The organism is Streptomyces sp. EDA2-14 (assembly GCF_054963755.1).
The window spans coordinates 27,516-45,813 of the sequence record NZ_JBUEGE010000017.1 but is presented as its reverse complement, the minus strand read 5'-3'; the positions used below and the strand labels follow the sequence as shown (position 1 = coordinate 45,813).

The window sequence follows — 18,298 nt, the reverse complement described above, 5'->3', positions numbered from 1 at the left end:
ATTCGTACAGATCGTCCGGCGTCACTGCACGTGGTCGACACCCCGCAGCCCGACGGTCAGTTGATCCAGTACGGAGCCGGGATCCAGGTCGTACGCCTGCGCCGCGACGCCCACGCTCAGCTCCGCCGTGTGCGTCATCGCCCACAGCAGGGCGCAGTGGGCCGCGGCGTCGTTGCCGAGACGCTGTCTCAAGCGAAGCACGGCCGAGTCGAGTTGGGCCATGGACGCGGGCGTGTATCCGTCCTCCAGGGAGCCGCGCAGAAGCGTGAGGGCTTCCAGCGTGGCCGACGGATGGGACGGGGTCTCCAGTGACATGCGCGTTCCTTCCTTCATCAGCCGCTCTCTCTGTCGTTCTGGCCCGTTGCCCCGGTCCGTGGTGCGCACGCCTGGTGCCACCCGTGCGACGGACCCCGCGGTGTTCCGCAATCGAAGACAAGTACGTCGGTCGATCAAGGGATGGCGTATCGCGAGGACCGCACGGCCCTTCGGCGCCGGAGCCGCCGAGGAGTGAAGCAGCAGGTCAGAGGCGTACGACCGGCTCCCGTGCTAGCGTTGAACGCTTTCGGCGGCCAAACGTCGGAGCTCCGTTCGATGTCTCCGACCCGGGTGCCGCGTCCCCGCCGCTCCTGCCTCGGGACGGTCCCTTCACAGGAAGGCTCTCAGTGAGCGAATCAGCACATGCCGACAACCAGCAGGACGATGCGCCGGGCACCGCTCCCGTGACGTCCTTCGCTGAGCTCGAACTGCCGGCAGCGGTGCTGCGCACACTCGACGAGCACGGGGTGACCAAGCCGTTCCCGATCCAGGCGGCGGCGCTGCCGAACGCCATCGCGGGACGTGACGTCCTCGGCCGGGGCCGCACCGGCTCCGGCAAGACGCTCGCCTTCGGCCTGGGGCTGCTCGCCCGGACGGCCGGGCGGCGCGCACAGCCCAAGGAACCGCTGGCCCTCGTACTGGTGCCCACCAGGGAGCTGGCGCAGCAGGTCACCGAGGCGCTCACCCCGTACGCCGAGGCGCTGCGGCTGCGGCTCGCGACCGTGGTCGGCGGGGTGTCGATCGGACGGCAGGCCGCCGCGCTGCGGGACGGCGCCGAGGTCGTCGTCGCCACGCCGGGCCGCCTCCACGACCTCATCGAGCGCAAGGGCTGCCGCCTCGGCCGGGTCCGCATCACGGTCCTCGACGAGGCCGACCAGATGTGCGACATGGGATTCCTGCCGCAGGTCACCGAAGCCCTCGACCAGGTGCGGCCCGACGGGCAGCGCATGCTGTTCTCCGCCACCCTCGACGGCGACGTGGACCAGTTGGTGCGGCGCTACCTGCGCGACCCGGCCGTCCACTCCGTGGACCCCTCGTCCAGTTCGGTCACCGCGATCGAGCACCACGTCCTCGTCGTGCACGGACCGGACCGGTGGTCCGTCGCCACGGAGATCGCCGCCCGCGAGGGCCGCGTCCTGCTCTTCCTCGACACCAAGCACGGCGTCGACCAGCTCACCCGGCATCTGCGCGCGAGCGGCGTGGCCGCCGCCGCCCTGCACAGCGGCAAGGCCCAGCCGCAGCGCACCCGGACCCTGGCCCAGTTCAAGTACGGCGAGATCACCGCCCTCGTGGCGACCAACGTCGCCGCGCGCGGCCTGCACGTCGACGACCTCGACCTCGTGGTCAACGTCGACCCGGCGACCGACCCCAAGGACTATCTGCACCGCGCCGGCCGCACGGCCCGGGCAGGCCGCTCCGGCACCGTCGTGACGCTCGCCCTGTCGGGCCAGCGCCGCGAGACGAGCCAGGTCCTGACGGACGCCGACGTCAGGCCCAAGGTCACCAAGGTGCGCTCCGGCGAGGCGGAGCTGAGCCGTATCACCGGAGCGAAGGCCCCGTCCGGGAAGCCCCTCGACGGCGGCCCCGCCGCCCGCCCCAAGAACCAGAACACCCCGTTCCGCGGCATGGGCAGCACCAAGAACCCGAAGAGCGGCTCCGCCACCGGCTCCGGCTCGGGCGGCCGGGGCTCCCGCAAGACCAACGAGGCCCGCAAGCTCGCGGAGGCGCGGAAGGCGGCGCGGGTGCGGCGCGGGGGCTGAGCCTTCGACGGGCACCCGAGGAGGCTCACTGCGCGCGCGTCTCGTGAGCCTCCTCGAACGCACGGCGGATCGCGTCGCCGCCGCGTGCGCGCCAAGTCCGGACACGGACGCGATCGTCATGCGGGAGAGCGCGCCCGCCGACTCGTGGGCGGGCGCCCCGATTCAGCCGCGGGCGGGAAGCGTGATGCCGTAGGCCCGCATCTTGCGGTAGATCGTCGTACGGGAGATGCCGAGCCGCTGCGCCGCCAGCAGTTTGTTGCCGTCCGTCTCAAGGAGCGCCTGCACCAAGGTGTCGCGTTCGGACGCCTCCCAGGGGCTCAGCGACCGGCCGCCCGCACTGTGCAGGGACGGCGGCAGATCGCGGAGCTCGATGCGGTAGGTGCGGCGGCCCGCGGCGGCCTCGCGCAGGGCGACGTCCAGTTGCGTTACGTTGCCGGGCCAGTCGTGCCTGCGCAGCAGCGGCAGCACCTCCGGTGCGCACTCGACGCCCGCGCCGATGCGCCGCAGCAGACAGTCGACCAGGGCGGGGAGGTCCGCGAGGCGGTGCCGCAGGGCGGGCACCGGCGCCGCCTCGACGAAACAGCGCCGCAGGGGCTCCGGTACGCCCTGCGCACGCCGGAGCGTGCCCACGACCCAGGTGCCGTGCGCCGCCGCGGTCTCCAACGCCCCGGCGACGGCGGGCGCCTGCTCGGCCGGGACGGCGTCGACGTTCCGGAGGACCAGGGCGCGGCCCGGACCGGTGTGCGCCTCGCGCAGCACGGTCGGCAGGTCGCTCCCGGCGTCGGTGCGGGTGGCCGCGGCATCCACGACGACGGGCACAGAGGCGGCTCCCGTCAGCGCGTGCGCGGCGCCGACCAGCGAGACCTTCCCCGTGCCGGGCTCGCCGTGCAGCAGGAGCGGCGTCCGGTCGCGGGCGCAGCGCGACACCGTACGGGAGACGGTGTTCCAGGACGGGTCCGTTCCGGCCAGCCCCGGCAGCGGCCACGGCCGGGTCGCGTCCTCCGTCGCCCGGTACGGGACGCCGGCCGGAGCGCGGGACGGGCCGGAGAGGCGGTCCGCGAAGGACAGCTCCAGCAGATATCCGGCCGCACCCGCCGAACTGTCGACCCGGCGGCAGCGCATCAGGACGGTCTCGCCGCCGGTCAGCCGCACCTCTTGGCGGGTGCGCGGCGCGTGCCCCGGGCCGGCGGCGGCCTCGTGCAGCAGCCGGTGGTCGTCGCCCGTGAGCCGCGCGGAGGCGGCGGAGTTGGCGAGCACGAGATCCTGCCCGAGACAGAGCACCGGCCGGTCGCCGTAGTGGCTCACCTGCTGGAACGCTTCCAGGAGCGCCCGCTGGTGCGAGCTGCTGAACTCGTACATCACGCGCTCGATGTCGCTCGCGGCCTCCTGCACCAGGGCCGCCATGAGCGTGCGCGCCGGACCGTTCCAGCACGTCAGGTTCATGGCGCCCTCGACGCGACCGGTGACCGAGTTGCGGATCGGGGCGGCGGCGCAGGAGACGCCCTGCAGCCGTTCGTTGAAGTGTTCGGTGCCGAGGACGACGTTGGGGCGGCGCTCCTCCAGGGCGACCCCGATGCCGTTCGTGCCGACGAACTGTTCGGCGTAGTTGAAGCCGGGGGCCAGGTGGACCCGGTCGAGGTGCGCCGAGAGTCGCTTCTCGCCGACGCGCCGGTCGCGCACCCAGCCCTTGCGGTCCGTCACGATCACACAGGCGTCCGAACCCGCCAGCGTCCGTTCAAGGCGGTCGAGGACGGGCGTCGCGGCACGGACCAGGCGGCTCTCCCGGTCGTAGTCCGGCTGGTAGGGGGCGACCACCTCGTCCGTGCCGACCCCCAGGTACTTGGAACGCTGCCAGGAGTTGCGGATGCCCTCGGGGACGAACGGCGCAGGCGGTTCCGCGTTGGTGAGGAACTGCAGGCGCGCTCGTGCGATGGTCCGGTCCCGCTCCGTGCTGTCACTGAGCATGGCGCCTCCGATGGGCGTGTTTCCGCCATATTACGAAGGTGTTCGTACCAGTCAACGGACCGTTCGCCAAGAGGTCATGTGCGTTTTCACCGTCCCGATACCGGGTGCGGGCCCCGTGTGTTCCACATTGAAAAACTCGACGGCTCGCCCGGCCCCCACGCTGATGGACAGCGCCGCACACCGGATGCGGCGGCCCGCCGTCGAGCACAGGAGCCCCCATGACTTCCGTCGAGAACGCACCCCGTACCGCGATCGTCACCGGCGCCGCCCGCGGCATCGGCCGTGCCATCGCCGAACGGCTCGCCAAGGACGGACTCGACGTGGCCGTCGCCGACCTCCCCGGCATGAGCGAGGAGCTGAACGACGTGGCGGCCGGAATCGAGAAGGCCGGGCGCAAGGCCCTCGCCGTGCACGCCGACGTGTCCAGCAAGGAGCAGACCGACGCGCTCGTCGACGAGGTGGCGGCCCGCTTCGGCCGGGTCGACGTCTACGTCGCCAACGCCGGTATCGCCAGGGTCACCCCGCTCCTCGACACCGGGCTCGACGAGTTCGAGCAGATCATGTCCGTCAACCTGCGCGGCGTCTTCCTCTCCTACCAGGCCGCCGCCCGGCAGATGATCGCCCAGGGCGGCGGAGGCAAGATCATCGGTGCCGCGTCGATCGTCGCGTACCGCCCCTTCGCGCTGCTCGGCACCTACTCGGCGTCCAAGTGGGGCGTACGCGGTCTGACCCAGGCCGCCGCCATGGAGTGGGCCCAGCACGGCATCACCGTCAACGCGTACTGCCCGGGCATCGTCGGCACCGACATGTGGGACCTCATCGACGAACGCCTCGCGCAGGAGGAGGGCCTGCAGAAGGGCCGGGCCATCAAGAAGTACGCCGAGGCCATCGCGCTCGGCCGCGTCGAGGAGCCGACCGACGTCGCGTCCTTCGTCTCGTACCTGGCCTCGCCGGACTCGGACTACATGACCGGCCAGTCCGTCATGATCGACGGCGGAATCCAGTTCTCCTGACGCGCCGCGTCGCCCTCACACCCGGTCGGCCACCGCACGCGAACCGCGAACCCGTGAATCGAGGAGAGACATGTATTCCAAGGACGGCGAGAACTACTTCATCGTCGACGCGCACGTCGCACTCTGGGACGCGCGGCCCGAGAACCAACTCAACATCCACGGCAAGCAGTTCATCGACTGCTTCTACGACTACCACCGCAACCTGAGCCCGGAGTCGGAGGTGTGGCCGTACGAGGAGTACCTCTACCAGGGCGGCGAGCGCCTGATGAAGGACCTCTTCGACGACGGCTACGTCGACCACGCCATCTTCCAGCCCGCGCGCCTCGGGGCGTTCTACCGGAGCGGCTTCGGGCAGACCGAGGAAGCCTTCGCGCTCACCCAGAAGCACCCCGACAAGCTGACGTACAACCACTCATGGGATCCGCGGTACGAGCAGAAGGGCCTCGACCAACTGCGGCGCGACGCCGAGCGGTTCCAGCTCAAGGGCGTCAAGCTGTACACCGCCGAGTGGAAGGGAGACAGCCGCGGCTACAAGCTCGACGACCCGTGGACGTACCGCTATCTCGAGGTCTGCCAGGAACTCGGGATCAACAACATCCACATCCACAAGGGGCCGACGATCCGGCCGCTCGACCGGGACGCCTTCGACGTCGCGGATGTCGACAAGGCCGCCACGCAGTTCCCCGAGATGAACTTCGTCGTCGAACACTGCGGACTGCCGCGCCTGGAGGACTTCTGCTGGATCGCCACGCAGGAGCCCAACGTGCACGCGGGCCTCGCCGTCGCGATCCCCTTCATCCACAGCAGGCCGCGCTACTTCGCGCAGATCATCGGCGAACTCCTCTACTGGCTCGACGAGGACCGCATCCAGTTCTCCAGCGACTACGCGCTCTGGACGCCCCGCTGGCTGATCGAGCGGTTCGTCGACTTCCAGATCCCCGAGGACATGCAGCCCGAGTACGCGCCGATCACCCTGGCACAGAAGAAGAAGATCCTCGGGCTGAACGCGGCGGCCATGTACGACATCGAGGTCCCGGCGGGCCTCGACGTCGGCGTCGACGAAGCGGCGGTGGCCTGACATGGACGTCGCCGCACGGGAATGCTCCGCGCGCGCCGCACTGGACACGGTCCTCGACCCGGAGCTGGACGAGCCGATCACCGATCTGGGCTTCGTGCGCTCAGTGACGCTGACCCCCGACGGGGCGCTCACCGTCCGGCTCAGGCTCCCCACGTCGTTCTGCGCGCCCAACTTCGCGTACCTGATGGCCTCGGACTCCAAGGACGCGCTGACGGCGCTGCCCTGGACACGGGACGTCGTGGTGCTGCTCGACGACCACCACGACTCGGACCTGATCAACCAGGGGCTCGCGGCGGACGCGGGCTACTGCGGAACGTTCGGCGCGGAGGCGGAGAAGGACCTGGAGGCGCTGCGGCTGACGTTCCGCCGCAAGGCCCATGCCGCCGCGATGGAAAGGGCGTTGACCCTCCTGCTCCGCGAGAACCCCGACCTCACCGAGGAAGACCTGCACGCCGTGGTCCTCGACGACCTCCCGGACGCGGCGGCCTCCAGTGCGCTGCTGCGCCGACGGGAAGCGCTCGGCCTGGGCGTGGCACCGTCCGACCCGGTACTGGTGGACGAGGAAGGGCGACGCGTCCCGCCGGGCGAGATCCCGCTCCGGCTGCGCTTCGCCCGTGCGGTCCGGGTCTCGATCGACGGCAACGCGCACTTCTGCCGGGGGCTGCTGCGCACCCGGTACCCGCACTCCGCGGCCGACCAATCGAAGGAGAAAGTCTCATGAAGGCAGTTCAGGTCGTGGGCTACGGCAAGAACCTCGAAATGGCCGAAGTCCCGGCTCCCGAAATCACCGGCCCGTTCGACGTGATCGTCAGGATCGGCGGCGCCGGTGTGTGCCGCACCGACATCCACATCCTGGAAGGGCAGTGGGCGCAGAAGTCCGGCGTGACACTGCCCTACACGATCGGCCACGAGAACGCCGGCTGGGTCCACGCCGTCGGCAGCGCCGTCACCAACGTCTCCGAGGGCGACAAGGTCATCGTGCACCCGCTGATCACCTGCGGGCTGTGCCGGGCCTGCCGGGCGGGCGACGACGTGCACTGCGAGAACAACCAGTTCCCGGGCATCGACACGGCGGGCGGCTACGCCGAGTACCTGAAGACGTCCGCGCGCAGCGTCGTGCGGATCGACGACTCCCTCGAACCGGCCGACGTCGCGGCGCTCGCCGACGCGGGCCTCACGGCGTACCACGCCGCGGCCAAGGCGGCCCGCAAGCTGCGGCCGGGGGACCGCTGCGTCGTGATCGGCGCGGGCGGGCTCGGGCACATCGGCGTACAGGTTCTCAAGGCCCTCACCGCCGCCGAACTCCTCGTCGTCGACCGCAACCCCGACGCGGTGGCCCTCGCCACCTCCATCGGCGCCGACCACGGCATCGTCGCGGACGGCGGGCACATCGACCGGGTGCGCGAACTGACGGGCGGACACGGGGCGGAGGCGGTCGTCGACTTCGTCGGCGAGGGCGGCTCCACGAAGGAAGGTGTCGCCATGCTGCGCCAGGCGGGCGACTACCACGTGGTCGGCTACGGCGAGAACATCGACGTCCCGACCATCGACATCATCTCCGCCGAGATCAACTTCATCGGCAACCTCGTCGGCTCCTACAACGACCTGTGCGAACTGATGGTCCTGGCCGCACAGAACCGCGTACGCCTGCACACCGCGAAGTACCCCCTCGACCGCTTCCAGGACGCCCTGGACGACCTCGAGGGCGGCCGTATCCGGGGCCGAGCGATCCTCACACCGTGAACGCCCCGAACGCGCCCACCAGATGGTGGAGTCGACCCTCCACCCTCCACGCCGATTGAATGGGCTCAGGCGCCGAGGCGGTGCGCGAGGTCGAGCAGATCGGCCAGGCGGAGCACCCGTCCGTCGAATCCGGGGAGCGGAACATGGAGCGGCCGGGTCCAGCGGTCGGGGATCGCGTCGAGTCCGTAGTACGCCCCCGCGAGACCTCCCGTCACCGCGGCGACGGTGTCCGTGTCACCGCCGAGATCGATCGCCGTGCGCACCGCTTCCTCGAAGCCCGCAGTGGTACGCAGGGCCCAGACGGCGGAGCCCAGACAGGGCCAGACGGCACCGTTGAACTCGGTCGCCCGGTCGGGGTGCCAGTCGGGTGCGAGAACGGTGGCGTAGCGGTCACGGTGGTCGGGGTGGACGTGCGCCAGGACGTCCGGGAGCGCGGTGACGGGATCGGCGTCCTCGAAAGTGACGCGGATGAGTTCGTGGAAAATCGCGGTGCCCTCCCAGGCCGCGCGGTCACCGTGCGTCAGAGCGGCGATCCTGCGGGCCGCGTCCATGGTGGCTTCCTGCCCGGCGGCCGCGAAGTGGACCGCGGACGTCGAGGCCCGCATCAAGGAGCCGTTCCCGGCCGCTCGTAGATTGACCTGGAAATGGATCGCGGCGGCGAGGTCCCAGGACATGCCATTGGTCAGGACGTCCTCGGTCTGCAGTCCGATGTCCTTGGGCCCCGCCGCCGCCCACCGCTGAAAGCGGGCGAAGATGTCGGGCAGATCCAGTCCGCCCTGTTCAAGCAGCGACTCCGCGACCAGGACCGCCATCTGCGTGTCGTCGGTCGCCTCGCCGGGGTCCCAGCCACCGCCCCCGCACATCTCGTCATCGGCACCGGACACGGGAAACCGCGCGGAGAACGCCCCTTCGGGGCCGAACTCGAAGGGGCCACCCAGGGCGTCACCCACCGCCGAGCCGACGATCGCGCCTGCGGCCCGCTGAATCCGCTTCATCGCATCTCATTGCTGGTCATCAAGAAAGTGTCTCAGCAACACCGTTGCGTCGTCGGGCGTAGGTTGGGCTGTGCCGCACACCATTGGAGCCCGAGACCATGGCCGACCCGAACCAGGACCCCTGCCCGGTGCGGCCCGTACCGGGCGGCTCCGGTGGACGTACCAACTACGTGGTCACCGGGTACGCGGAGGCCAGGGAGGCCTTGAACGACGCCCGGCTGTCGAAGGACACGTCCGCCTTCTTCGCGGGCATGCAGTCACGGCGACGTCTGCACCCCGCGGTCGGCCACACCATGCTCGCCAGCGACCCACCCGAGCACACGCGGCTGCGCAAGCTGGTGACGAAGACGTTCACGACCGGGGCCGTCGCGCGGCTGCGTCCGTTCATCGCCCGTGTCACCGAGGAACTGCTGGACCAGTGGCACGTCGGCGAACCGTTCGACTTCGTGGCCGGTCTGGCTGTTCCCCTGCCGGTCACCGTGATCTGCGAATTGCTCGGAGTGCCGCAGGCCGACCGGGCCGACGTCCGGCGGTGGTCCGCGGAACTGTTCGCGGCGGGGGAGCCCGATGTCATCGACGCGGCATCGCACGCGATGGCGGAATACATGACGGACCTGATCGCCGCCAAGCGTCTCGCCCCCGGCGACTGTCTCCTGGACGAGCTGATCGCCGCCCGGGACGGAGCGGATCGCCTGACCGAGACCGAACTGGTCTCGCTCGCCGTCCTGTTGCTCGTTGCCGGACACGAAACCACCACCAACGCCCTCGGCAACGCCCTCCTGGCGCTGCTCCAGCATCCGGCCCAGTTGGATCGCCTCCGGCGGAACCCGGACGAGATCCCTGCCGCCCTGGACGAACTGCTCCGCTTCGACTCCGCGGTGAGCACCTCCACCTTCCGGTTCACCACGGAGCCCGTCACGCTCGGCGGCACCGAGATCCCAGCGGGCGTTCCGGTGCTGGTCGCCCTCGGGGCCGCCAACCGTGACCCGGCGCGGTTCCCGGGACCGGACGAGCTCGACCTGGACCGGGATGCCGCGGGCCACCTCGCCTTCGGCCACGGCATCCACCGCTGCGTCGGCGCACCGCTGGCCAAGGCCGAGGCGGACATCGTTCTGCGAGCCGTGCTGGCACGCTTCCCCGGACTTCAGTTGGCCGTACCGGCGGCTGAACTGCGCTGGAGGCGCACCCGCCTGGTCCGCGGGCTGACGTCGCTTCTCGTCTTGGCGCCCAATGGATTCACCTCCCAGCCGGGGCCGTAAGACGTGGCAACATCCGGTTGAACGGAAAGCTCTGTGAGTGAGGACGATCGAGAGATCGAAGTCGGTCAGGTCGACCAGATGACCCGCCCCTGGTGGACGATGACCACCTTGGCGTCGGCGCGGAGGATCAGTTGGGCGCCCTCGTGGCCGTGGCTCTTGGAGGCCCAGATGGGGCGGTCGTCGCCGTTGTGGATGACGAGGTTGCCGTCGTTCTGGAAGATCGCCCGGTGGTGCTCGCCGAAGGTCATGGACGCCCAGATCGGCTTGTTCTTCTCGTTGTAGACCACGAGGTTGCCGTCGGGCTGCATGATCATGCGGATGCGGTTGGTGGTCCAGGCCTGGTTGACCTCGAGGACGCTGGGCGCCCCGACCGTCGTGGCGCCCCAGTTCGGCTTCGGAGTCGCCTTGGGCTTGGGCTTGGGTGTCGCCTTCGGCTTGGGTGCGCTCGTCGTGGGCGCGGGCGGCGGCGCGACGGTCTTGACGACCGCCTTCGGCGTCTCCTTCTCCTTGCTGGGAGAGGGCTTCGGCTCCTCTGCCACGTAGTCGCCGAGGTCGTCGGGGGAGGAGTCCGCGTTCAGGACCGTGTCGGACTCCGCCGCGGTCCTGGCCTTGTCGTCGCGGGGCCCGTCGTCCTTCGAGCCGATCAGCAGCATGGGTATCGCGACCAGCGCGGCCCCGGCGAGCGCGGCCCCGGCCAGGACCGGCTTGCGCGGGCGGCCGCCGTCGACACCGGTCCGGGTCTTGGTGTTCGGCTGCACGGTGGCGACGGCCGTCGCCACCGCGACGCCCTCCTTCGCCTTCTTCGTCTTCCGCGCACCAGTGGTCTCTTCGGCGTCCGGGTCCGGGGACGAGGAGGCGGGCGTCTCCTGCGGCAGTGCGCCGGATCCGGAGGAGGCCGCGGGACCCGGTTCCTTCGCTGCGGCGCCCGACTCCGGTGCGGCGGACTCGGGTTCGGCGGTCGCGGCGCCCGACGCCGGTTCGGTACCGGCCTTGTGGGAGGCGGCGGCCGCCGCCCCGTTCGAGCCGGGGGGCTGCTGCTCGGTGGACATGCGGTACTCCTACTCGGGGCGGAGCTGTCGGTGTACGGAGCCCCTGCGGCGAGAAGGGACGAACGCCGCGTGGGGGACCGGCAGTTCGGCGCCGTACCCGGCACCGGTCACGCACGGCCCGGTACGGCTGGGGGGTCGAAGACACACCCAACTTAGCCCGTCGCATCCGTCACGGCCGCTCCTCCCGCCCCACCACCGTCCCCGCTATGTCCGCCAACTCCGCCTTGATCCCGTTAAGTTCCGCACTCGGGCGGCAAACGGGCAGGCTGTGGACCGATACGGGTCTTCCCGGGTCCAATACTGAAGGGACGTGTGTGGCATCCTGTTGACGCCTGATCTGATCAGTGTCGGCGTGTGCGCATGTCATGCGGCACCCAGGAATTCGTACGGACCAAAGAGTTCAGGTGGAGATGCGGCCCGGAGAACGGCAGGACGGCAGGCACGAGGCCCTGCCCGAGGCGCCCGACGGCTCCGGGACGGCCCATGACCCCGAGCCCGCCGTCACCCCTGCCGCCGACACGGCCGAAGCCCCCGAGATACCCGAGGCCGTGCGGGCCGCCGCCCGCCGCGCGCCCGGCCACTGGATCGGGGTGGCCGACCCGGAGTGGACCGAGGAGCGAACCCCTCCGGAGTGGGCGGTGCTCGGCGAATGGCAGTCGGACGCGAGCGGCGAGGTCGGTGACTACCGCGCCAATCCGGGGTACCGGCCGTCGGCCCGGATGCTCGGCTGGCCCGAGCCGACCGACCCCGTGGACACGGCGGCCCAGCGTGCCGCCACCGGCTACGGCACGGCGGACGACGCGGTCGCGGCGCTCGCCGACGCCGAGGTCACCGTGGTGCGCTCACCGGACGGCGGCCCGCTCACGGCTGCCGGACGGGACGGGGAGCCGGTGGTGCTGTTGTTCACCTCCGCGGCACACGCGTTCATGTCCGCAACACTTCGCCATGACAGTCTTCCCGCGCGGGAGTTGGCCCGGTCCCTGAGCGGATCGGACGCCCTGCTGCTGGCCAACGCCGGGGCAGCGGCACCTCTGCTCGTCCCGGCAGACCGTCTGCTCGGCCCCGAACCGGGTCCGGGCGCCGAGCAGGCGCCCGTGGCGGACACCGCCGCCCGGCCCGACAACTCCCCTGAACCCCGGCCCCACATCACAGGGAGGACCCCGTGACGCGTTCGGCCCAGCAGCCCCCCACCTCCGCCAAGGCGGAGACCGGGCCGGACGGCGAGGAGACGGCCACGGCCGCGACCGCCGCCGCCACCGAACCCGTACCCACGCCCGAGAAGTCCGGGGCCGAGTCCCCGTCCGAGCCCGGGAAGGCGACGACCGCCGACGGTGCCGCGTCGGCCGGTGCGCAGAGCACGGACACCGGCCCCGAAGCCGCTCCGGAGAACGAGAACGAGAGCGCGAGCGAGAGCGGCGACGGTGCGGACGCCGACGGCCGCACCGGATCCGGGGCCGACACCGAGACGGACCCCGGCGCCGCCGCCGCGGCCAAGAGCCGACTGCCCGCCCTCGTCCGCACCATGAGCGCCACGGCCATCGACAAGCCGCAGGCCGCCGCCGCGGTGGGGCGTCCGGGCAAGGCGGTGATCGCCGGTGCCGCGGTCGCGGGCGCGCTGCTGGTCTCCGTACCGTTCCTGGTGCTCGGCGGCGACAAGGACGACAACGACCGCAAGGAGACGACCGCGGCCGGCACCGTCCTCGGCGGCGACGAGACGGAGGCCCCCGGCGCGTTCTCGGAGTCCACGCCCAGCCCCAGCGCCTCGAAGGACGACAAGAAGGACTCCGGTGAAAAGGTAGCGGCCGGCCACGACGCCGCCTCTCCCTCCGCCGCGAAGAGCGAAAGCACGGACGAGGCGAAGAGCGGGTCCTCCGAGAAGAAGGAACCGGCGAAGAAGGCGGCCGGCGACAAGGAGTCGGACGCCAAGAAGAACAAGCCGGCCAAGGCGGGCAACGTCACCTTCAGCGCCCCCATGGCCCTGCGGAGCCACCTCGCGGGCCGCTGCCTCGACGTGCCGGCCGGCGACTTCAGCGACGGCAAGAAGCTGATGATGTGGGACTGCAACAACGGCCCCGCGCAGAAATGGCAGTTCGCCTCCGACGGCACCGTCCGGATCCACGGCATGTGCCTGGACGTCGCCAACGCCGACTTCACGCCCGGCACACCGATGCAGATCGCCTGGTGCAACGGCAACGACGCCCAGAAGTTCGTCCTGAACGAGGCGCATGACCTGGTCAACACCGTCAAGGGCATGTGTGTCGACATCAAGGGCAGCAACCCGGACAACAAGGCACCGGTGCAGCTGTGGACCTGCAACGGCGCCGACGCACAGAAGTGGAGCGTCTGACCGGACGCACCGGACCGGGGCACCACCCTCGGTCCGCCGCCCGTCACCACGACGAGGCATGATGACACCGTCGGCTCGCCGACAGGCACCCCCGGAAATCGGGGGAGCCCGCTCAGGACGCCGCCGTAGCAAGGAGGTTGGTGCGTGTCGCGCCAGGTACTGACGGTCGGACCCGGCACCGGGGACCGCTACCGGACCATCGGTGAGGCACTCGCGGCTGCCCGCACCGGCGCGCTGGTCAGCGTGCGGCCCGGGACGTACGCGGAGAATCTCGTGATCTCCACCCGGGTCACCCTCACCGCCGCCGAGGGCCGGGGCACCGTGGAGGTCCGGCCGCGCACGGGCAGCGTGATCGCGCTGCGCGCCGACGCCGTGATGGTCTCCGAGCTGACCCTGCGCGGCGGCGATGCGGAGCTGCCGACGGTGGACGTACGGCGCGGCCAGGCCGCGTTCGACGGCTGCGAGATCGTCGGTGCCGCCTGGACGGCGATGCTGGCGGGCGGCACCGGTTCGCTCGCCCTGCGCGAGTGCCGGATCAGCAACTCCCAGGGCGCCGGCGTCGTGATCACCTCCACCACGCCCACCACGGTGGAGTCCTGCACCTTCGAGCACCTGGGCACCAGCGGCCTGGTCCTCGCCGAGCAGGGCGAGGCCCGGATCCGCGACTGCACGGTGCGCGATGCCCGCGGCAACGGAGTCCTCGCCAACGGCGAGTCCCGCGGCACGGTCGAGGACTGCGACATCTCCTCCACCGACAAGCCCTCCCTCGCCCTGGAGCAGAACTCCGCCCTCACGGTCACCCGCACCGTCGTGCACGACACCAGCACCGGTGTGCACGTGAGCACCGCGGGCCGCACGACCCTGGAGGACGTCCGTGTCACCGGAGCGTCCGGGAACGGGATCGCGCTGGCCGCCGGCACCGACCCGGTGCTGCGCCGCTGCCGCGTCTCGCGCACCCGGGGCAACGGCATCCTGGTCACCGACCGCTCGCGCGGCACCTTCGAGGACTGCTGGGTGGACGGCGCGCGCGGCGCCGCCCTCCGCGTCGCCGGAGCCGCCTCCCCGGCGCTGACCGGACTGACCGTCCGCGACGCCGACCAGACCGGACTGCTCCTGGAGGAGGACGCGGCACCGGAGCTCGACCGCCTCGAGGTGATCGGCGGCGCGCCCGCCATCGCCATGCGCGGCGGCGCCAACCCGATGCTGCGCCGGGCCCGCCTGGTGGAGCCGAACGGCGACGGCATCGCGGCCACCGACAGCGCCCGCGGGCGCGCCGAGGACTGCGAGATCGTGCGGCCGAACGGCGCCGGGGTGCGCGTGGCCGCGGGCAGCACCCTCTACCTGGCCGGCGGCGGCGTCTCCGACTCCGTCCGCAACGGACTGGTCGTCGAGGACGGCGGCAACGTCACCGTCCGCGACTTCCGCGTCGAGATACCGGCCGAGGAAGGCGTGGTCGTGGCCGCGGGCGGCGAACTCACCGCCAACCGCACCACCGTGCACGCCGCCAAGGGGCACGGATATCTGCTCCGCGAGGGCTCGCTCGCCTCGCTCAGCGGCTGCGAGGCCAACGGCGGCGCGCAGGACGGCTTCCGGGTGGAGTCCACCGCCCCGGTCTCACTGGTGAACTGCACCGCCCGGGAGAACGAGGGCGCCGGGCTGGTGCAGACCGCCCCCGGCGAACGGCTCGCGGTCGAGGGCCTGAACAGCACAGGGAACGGCAAGCGCGACGCCTGGGGCAGCGGCAACGCCGAGAACACCGACCCGGCCGGCTCCGGCGCCGCCGACGCGCCGCCGCCGGACCGCGAGGGCGGCCCGCTCGGCGCGCTCAACGCGCTGATCGGCCTGGAGAACGTCAAGCAGCAGGTGGGCACGCTGGTCAATCTGACCCAGCTCGCCCAGCGCCGCGAGCAACTCGGCATGATCGCCCCGCCGATGAGCCGGCACCTGATCTTCGCCGGGCCGCCCGGCACCGGCAAGACGACCGTGGCCCGCCTCTACGGCGCGATCCTGGCCGAGCTGGGCTCGCTGCGCAGCGGCCACCTCGTCGAGGTGTCCCGCGCCGACCTGGTCGCCCAGGTCGTCGGCGGTACCGCCATCAAGACCACCGAGACCTTCGAACGGGCCCTCGGCGGCGTCCTGTTCATCGACGAGGCGTACACCCTCGCTGCGGACAGCGGCAACGGCGGCGCCGACTTCGGCCGGGAGGCCGTGGACACCCTCCTGAAGCTGATGGAGGACCACCGCGACGACGTGGTGGTGGTCGCCGCCGGATACTCTCGCGAGATGGACTCGTTCCTGGCCTCCAACCCCGGCCTCGCCTCCCGCTTCTCACGCACCGTCGAGTTCGAGAACTACTCGGTGCCCGAACTGGTCGCGATCATGGAGAGCATGTGCGCCCAGCACCAGTACGAGCTGGGCGAGGGCACCGCGGAGGCGCTGGCCGCGCACTTCGAGACGATGCCGCGCGACGCCGGGTTCGGCAACGGCCGCGCCGCACGCGGGGTGTTCGAGGAGATGGTGGACAGACAGGCGGTCCGGCTCGCCACCCTCCAGCAGGTCGGTGAAGACGATCTGCGGCTGCTGCTGCCGGAGGACGTGTCCGCGACGGCCGCCGGACAGGGCGGCGAGAGCGCCGTCCAGGAGGACGACCCGCTGACCCGCCTCGGCGACATGATCGGTCTGGCCGAGGTCAAGCGCGACGTCGCCAACCTGGTCAACCTCATCACCACGGCCCGGCACCGGGCCGCCGCCGGACTCCCGGTGCCCTCGCTCAGCCACCACCTGGTCTTCACCGGCCCACCCGGCACCGGCAAGACCACGGTGGCCCGCCTCTACGGCGAGATCCTCACCCAGCTGGGCATCCTGCAACGCGGCCAGATGGTCGAGGCGGCCCGCGCCGACCTCGTCGGCCGCTACATCGGCCACACGGCGCAGCTCACCCGTGAGGTCTTCGAACGGGCCCGCGGCGGCGTGCTGTTCATCGACGAGGCCTACACCCTCACCCCGCGCGGGGGCGGCGCCGACTTCGGCCAGGAGGCCGTCGACACGCTGCTGAAGCTCATGGAGGACCACCGCGACGAGGTGGTCGTCATCGTCGCCGGATACACCCACGAGATGGAGCGCTTCCTCGGCTCCAACCCCGGCCTGTCCTCGCGCTTCCCGCGCCGGATCGCCTTCGCCGACTACTCGTCCGAGGAACTGGTCACCATCGTGCGCGCCCAGGCCTCGAACATGGGCTACGAGTGCGGTCCCGGCACCGGTCCGCTGCTCAAGGAGTACTTCGACGCGCTGCCCAGGGATCGGACCTTCGGCAACGCCCGGCTGGCCCGTCAGGTGGTCGACTCGATGGTCACCCGACAGGCGGGACGGCTCAGTTCGCTGGCCTCGCCCACCCTGGACGACCTGCGCATCCTGCTGCCCGACGACGTCACCACCGCCGAGCCGAAGGCGGCGCCCCGATGAGGCCGCCCGCGCGCGGTGCCGCACGTGCGCTCTCCGGCGCCGCGGTCGCCGCCGCCCTGCTGATGTCGGTGGCCCCGCCGGTGCAGTCCGCCCCGCCGCGGCTGCCTGCCGCGGACGGTGACAAAGGTCAGGCGCTGCCCGGAATGCCGTCCGCGCTCGACACGAAGTACGGCAAGACGTCCTGCGTGCCCGCCTCCAAGGAACGGGCGAAGAAGCAGGACTGGTCGCGCCAGCGTCTCGACCTGGACAAGGTGCGCCGCGACGGCACCGGTGCGGGCGTGACCGTCGCCCTGATCGACACCGGGGTCGCGACGGACGCCGCCGGGCTCGACGGCCGGGTCACCGCGTCCGGCGCCGCCGGTGAGGACTGCGTGGGCCACGGCTCCTTCCTGGCGGGGCTGATCGCCGGTGACGGCGGGGCCAGCCCCCGGCTCGCCGGGGTCGCGCCGAGCGCCGAGATCCTCGCGCTGCGCGGCACCGACAAGAACGGCCGGGCCGAAGCCGCGCTCGTGACGTCGTCGGTCCGCGCGGCGACGCAGGCCCGCGCCGGGGTCATCGCGATCGGTGTGGCGCTGCCCCGGCGCGACAAGGAGCTGACCCGCGCGATCGCCGAAGCCCGCGCCGGGGGCGCCGTCGTGGTCGCCGCGGCCACCCCGGACCCGCCCAAGACCCTCGGCGACGAAGAGATCCCCGCCCGCCTCTACTGGCCGGCCGCCGAGCCCGGCGTCCTGTCGGTCGCCGACATGCTGCCCAATGGCTCCCGGCCCAAGAACTCACTGCTCACCGCGGGCGTCGACCTGGCCGCTCCCGGGGCCGGAGTGGTCTCGGGCGGGGCCCGGGGCACCGGCCACTACCTCGGCGGCGGCCCCGCGGTGGCCGCCGCCTACACGGCCGGTGCCGCCGCCGTGGTGCGCGCCGCACGCCCCGACGACTCGGCCGCCGAGGTGACCCACCGGCTCACCGCCACCGCCTACCCGGCCGACACCCCGCAGCTGGACCCGTACGCGGCCGTCACCACGGTCTTCGGTCACTCCGGGTCGTCCGGTTCCGGTGGCTCCGACAGCGCCGCGGAGCCGGTGACCGTGCGCGACACCTCGGACACCGAGCGGGCCACCGGACGGGCGACCGGCATGCTGCTCGGAGGGTCCGCCGTCGTCCTGGTGGTCGTCTGGCTGGCGTTCGCGCTGCCACGGGCCCGCTCCCGTGGCTGGCGCCCGGCCGAACAGGGCGGCTCCGGCACGGAGTGAAGGCGGAGGGAACGCGGAGGGAACGCGAGAGCGGGGGCCACCTCGGGTGGCCCCCGCTCCTTTGT

14 protein-coding genes are annotated in these 18,298 nt (G+C 71.8%); 10 read left to right on the top strand and 4 right to left on the bottom strand.

The window, feature by feature from the left end:
- Positions 1-21 precede the first annotated feature (21 nt).
- On the bottom strand, positions 22-315 hold the full coding sequence (locus ACY34M_RS31155) for a hypothetical protein (protein WP_462721803.1): 294 nt from the start codon (positions 313-315) through the stop codon (positions 22-24).
- A 347-nt stretch (positions 316-662) separates the two neighbouring features.
- On the opposite strand from ACY34M_RS31155, the gene ACY34M_RS31150 reads away from it, so the two are divergent.
- Positions 663-2,075, top strand: a complete 1,413-nt coding sequence (locus ACY34M_RS31150) for a DEAD/DEAH box helicase (protein ID WP_462721804.1) — start codon at positions 663-665, stop codon at positions 2,073-2,075.
- A 162-nt stretch (positions 2,076-2,237) separates the two neighbouring features.
- On the opposite strand, the gene ACY34M_RS31145 is transcribed toward ACY34M_RS31150, so the two are convergent.
- Entirely contained in the window at positions 2,238-4,040 is a 1,803-nt protein-coding gene (locus ACY34M_RS31145; protein WP_462721805.1) for a sigma-54-dependent Fis family transcriptional regulator, read from the bottom strand.
- Positions 4,041-4,258: 218 nt separating this feature from the next.
- On the opposite strand from ACY34M_RS31145, the gene ACY34M_RS31140 reads away from it, so the two are divergent.
- The 4 genes from ACY34M_RS31140 to ACY34M_RS31125 all read left to right on the top strand — a co-directional run bounded on the left by ACY34M_RS31140 (position 4,259) and on the right by ACY34M_RS31125 (position 7,874).
- Positions 4,259-5,053 (top strand): acetoin reductase, encoded by a 795-nt coding sequence (locus ACY34M_RS31140; RefSeq protein WP_462721806.1) that lies wholly within the window; start codon positions 4,259-4,261, stop codon positions 5,051-5,053.
- A 70-nt stretch (positions 5,054-5,123) separates the two neighbouring features.
- Entirely contained in the window at positions 5,124-6,131 is a 1,008-nt protein-coding gene (locus tag ACY34M_RS31135) for an amidohydrolase family protein (RefSeq protein ID WP_462721807.1), read from the top strand.
- 1 nt (position 6,132) lies between these two features.
- Positions 6,133-6,852, top strand: coding sequence for an iron-sulfur cluster assembly protein (locus ACY34M_RS31130; protein WP_462721808.1), 720 nt, complete (start codon positions 6,133-6,135; stop codon positions 6,850-6,852).
- Entirely contained in the window at positions 6,849-7,874 is a 1,026-nt protein-coding gene (locus tag ACY34M_RS31125) for an NAD(P)-dependent alcohol dehydrogenase (protein WP_462721809.1), read from the top strand. Before ACY34M_RS31130 ends, ACY34M_RS31125 begins: the two co-directional genes overlap by 4 nt.
- A gap of 65 nt (positions 7,875-7,939) precedes the next feature.
- Here the strand turns inward: ACY34M_RS31125 and ACY34M_RS31120 are convergent, their stop codons facing one another.
- Positions 7,940-8,869, bottom strand: coding sequence for an ADP-ribosylglycohydrolase family protein (locus ACY34M_RS31120; protein ID WP_462721810.1), 930 nt, complete (start codon positions 8,867-8,869; stop codon positions 7,940-7,942).
- Positions 8,870-8,967: 98 nt separating this feature from the next.
- Between ACY34M_RS31120 and ACY34M_RS31115 the strand changes: the two genes are divergently transcribed.
- Complete coding sequence (locus tag ACY34M_RS31115; protein WP_462721811.1) at positions 8,968-10,128, top strand: cytochrome P450 family protein; 1,161 nt, start codon at positions 8,968-8,970, stop codon at positions 10,126-10,128.
- A gap of 65 nt (positions 10,129-10,193) precedes the next feature.
- On the opposite strand, the gene ACY34M_RS31110 is transcribed toward ACY34M_RS31115, so the two are convergent.
- Positions 10,194-11,177 carry a mannose-binding protein gene (locus ACY34M_RS31110; RefSeq protein WP_462721812.1) on the bottom strand — a complete coding sequence of 328 codons (984 nt, stop codon included), beginning with the start codon at positions 11,175-11,177 and terminating at the stop codon, positions 10,194-10,196.
- A gap of 410 nt (positions 11,178-11,587) precedes the next feature.
- Here ACY34M_RS31110 and ACY34M_RS31105 point away from each other — a divergent pair, with 410 nt between their 5' ends.
- From ACY34M_RS31105 to ACY34M_RS31090, 4 genes are all read left to right on the top strand, one after another.
- Complete coding sequence (locus tag ACY34M_RS31105; protein ID WP_462721832.1) at positions 11,588-12,343, top strand: type VII secretion system-associated protein; 756 nt, start codon at positions 11,588-11,590, stop codon at positions 12,341-12,343.
- On the top strand, positions 12,340-13,524 hold the full coding sequence (locus ACY34M_RS31100; protein ID WP_462721813.1) for an RICIN domain-containing protein: 1,185 nt from the start codon (positions 12,340-12,342) through the stop codon (positions 13,522-13,524). Before ACY34M_RS31105 ends, ACY34M_RS31100 begins: the two co-directional genes overlap by 4 nt.
- A 144-nt stretch (positions 13,525-13,668) precedes the next feature.
- Positions 13,669-16,986: a right-handed parallel beta-helix repeat-containing protein gene (locus ACY34M_RS31095; RefSeq protein WP_462721814.1), complete on the top strand. Its 3,318-nt coding sequence runs from the start codon at positions 13,669-13,671 to the stop codon at positions 16,984-16,986.
- Positions 16,983-18,233, top strand: coding sequence for a S8 family serine peptidase (locus ACY34M_RS31090; RefSeq protein ID WP_462721815.1), 1,251 nt, complete (start codon positions 16,983-16,985; stop codon positions 18,231-18,233). The genes ACY34M_RS31095 and ACY34M_RS31090 overlap by 4 nt, the downstream gene beginning before the upstream one ends.
- Positions 18,234-18,298 lie beyond the last annotated feature (65 nt).

Bases quoted from the DNA above. Each gene is read 5' to 3' on its own strand.
- ACY34M_RS31155 (WP_462721803.1), bottom strand. From the start codon at position 315: ATGTCACTGGAGACCCCGTCCCATCCGTCGGCCACGCTGGAAGCCCTC.
- ACY34M_RS31145 (WP_462721805.1), bottom strand. From the start codon at position 4,040: ATGCTCAGTGACAGCACGGAGCGGGACCGGACCATCGCACGAGCGCGC.
- ACY34M_RS31140 (WP_462721806.1), top strand. From the start codon at position 4,259: ATGACTTCCGTCGAGAACGCACCCCGTACCGCGATCGTCACCGGCGCC.
- ACY34M_RS31135 (WP_462721807.1), top strand. From the start codon at position 5,124: ATGTATTCCAAGGACGGCGAGAACTACTTCATCGTCGACGCGCACGTC.
- ACY34M_RS31130 (WP_462721808.1), top strand. From the start codon at position 6,133: ATGGACGTCGCCGCACGGGAATGCTCCGCGCGCGCCGCACTGGACACG.
- ACY34M_RS31125 (WP_462721809.1), top strand. From the start codon at position 6,849: ATGAAGGCAGTTCAGGTCGTGGGCTACGGCAAGAACCTCGAAATGGCC.
- ACY34M_RS31120 (WP_462721810.1), bottom strand. From the start codon at position 8,869: ATGAAGCGGATTCAGCGGGCCGCAGGCGCGATCGTCGGCTCGGCGGTG.
- ACY34M_RS31115 (WP_462721811.1), top strand. From the start codon at position 8,968: ATGGCCGACCCGAACCAGGACCCCTGCCCGGTGCGGCCCGTACCGGGC.
- ACY34M_RS31110 (WP_462721812.1), bottom strand. From the start codon at position 11,177: ATGTCCACCGAGCAGCAGCCCCCCGGCTCGAACGGGGCGGCGGCCGCC.
- ACY34M_RS31105 (WP_462721832.1), top strand. From the start codon at position 11,588: ATGCGGCCCGGAGAACGGCAGGACGGCAGGCACGAGGCCCTGCCCGAG.
- ACY34M_RS31090 (WP_462721815.1), top strand. From the start codon at position 16,983: ATGAGGCCGCCCGCGCGCGGTGCCGCACGTGCGCTCTCCGGCGCCGCG.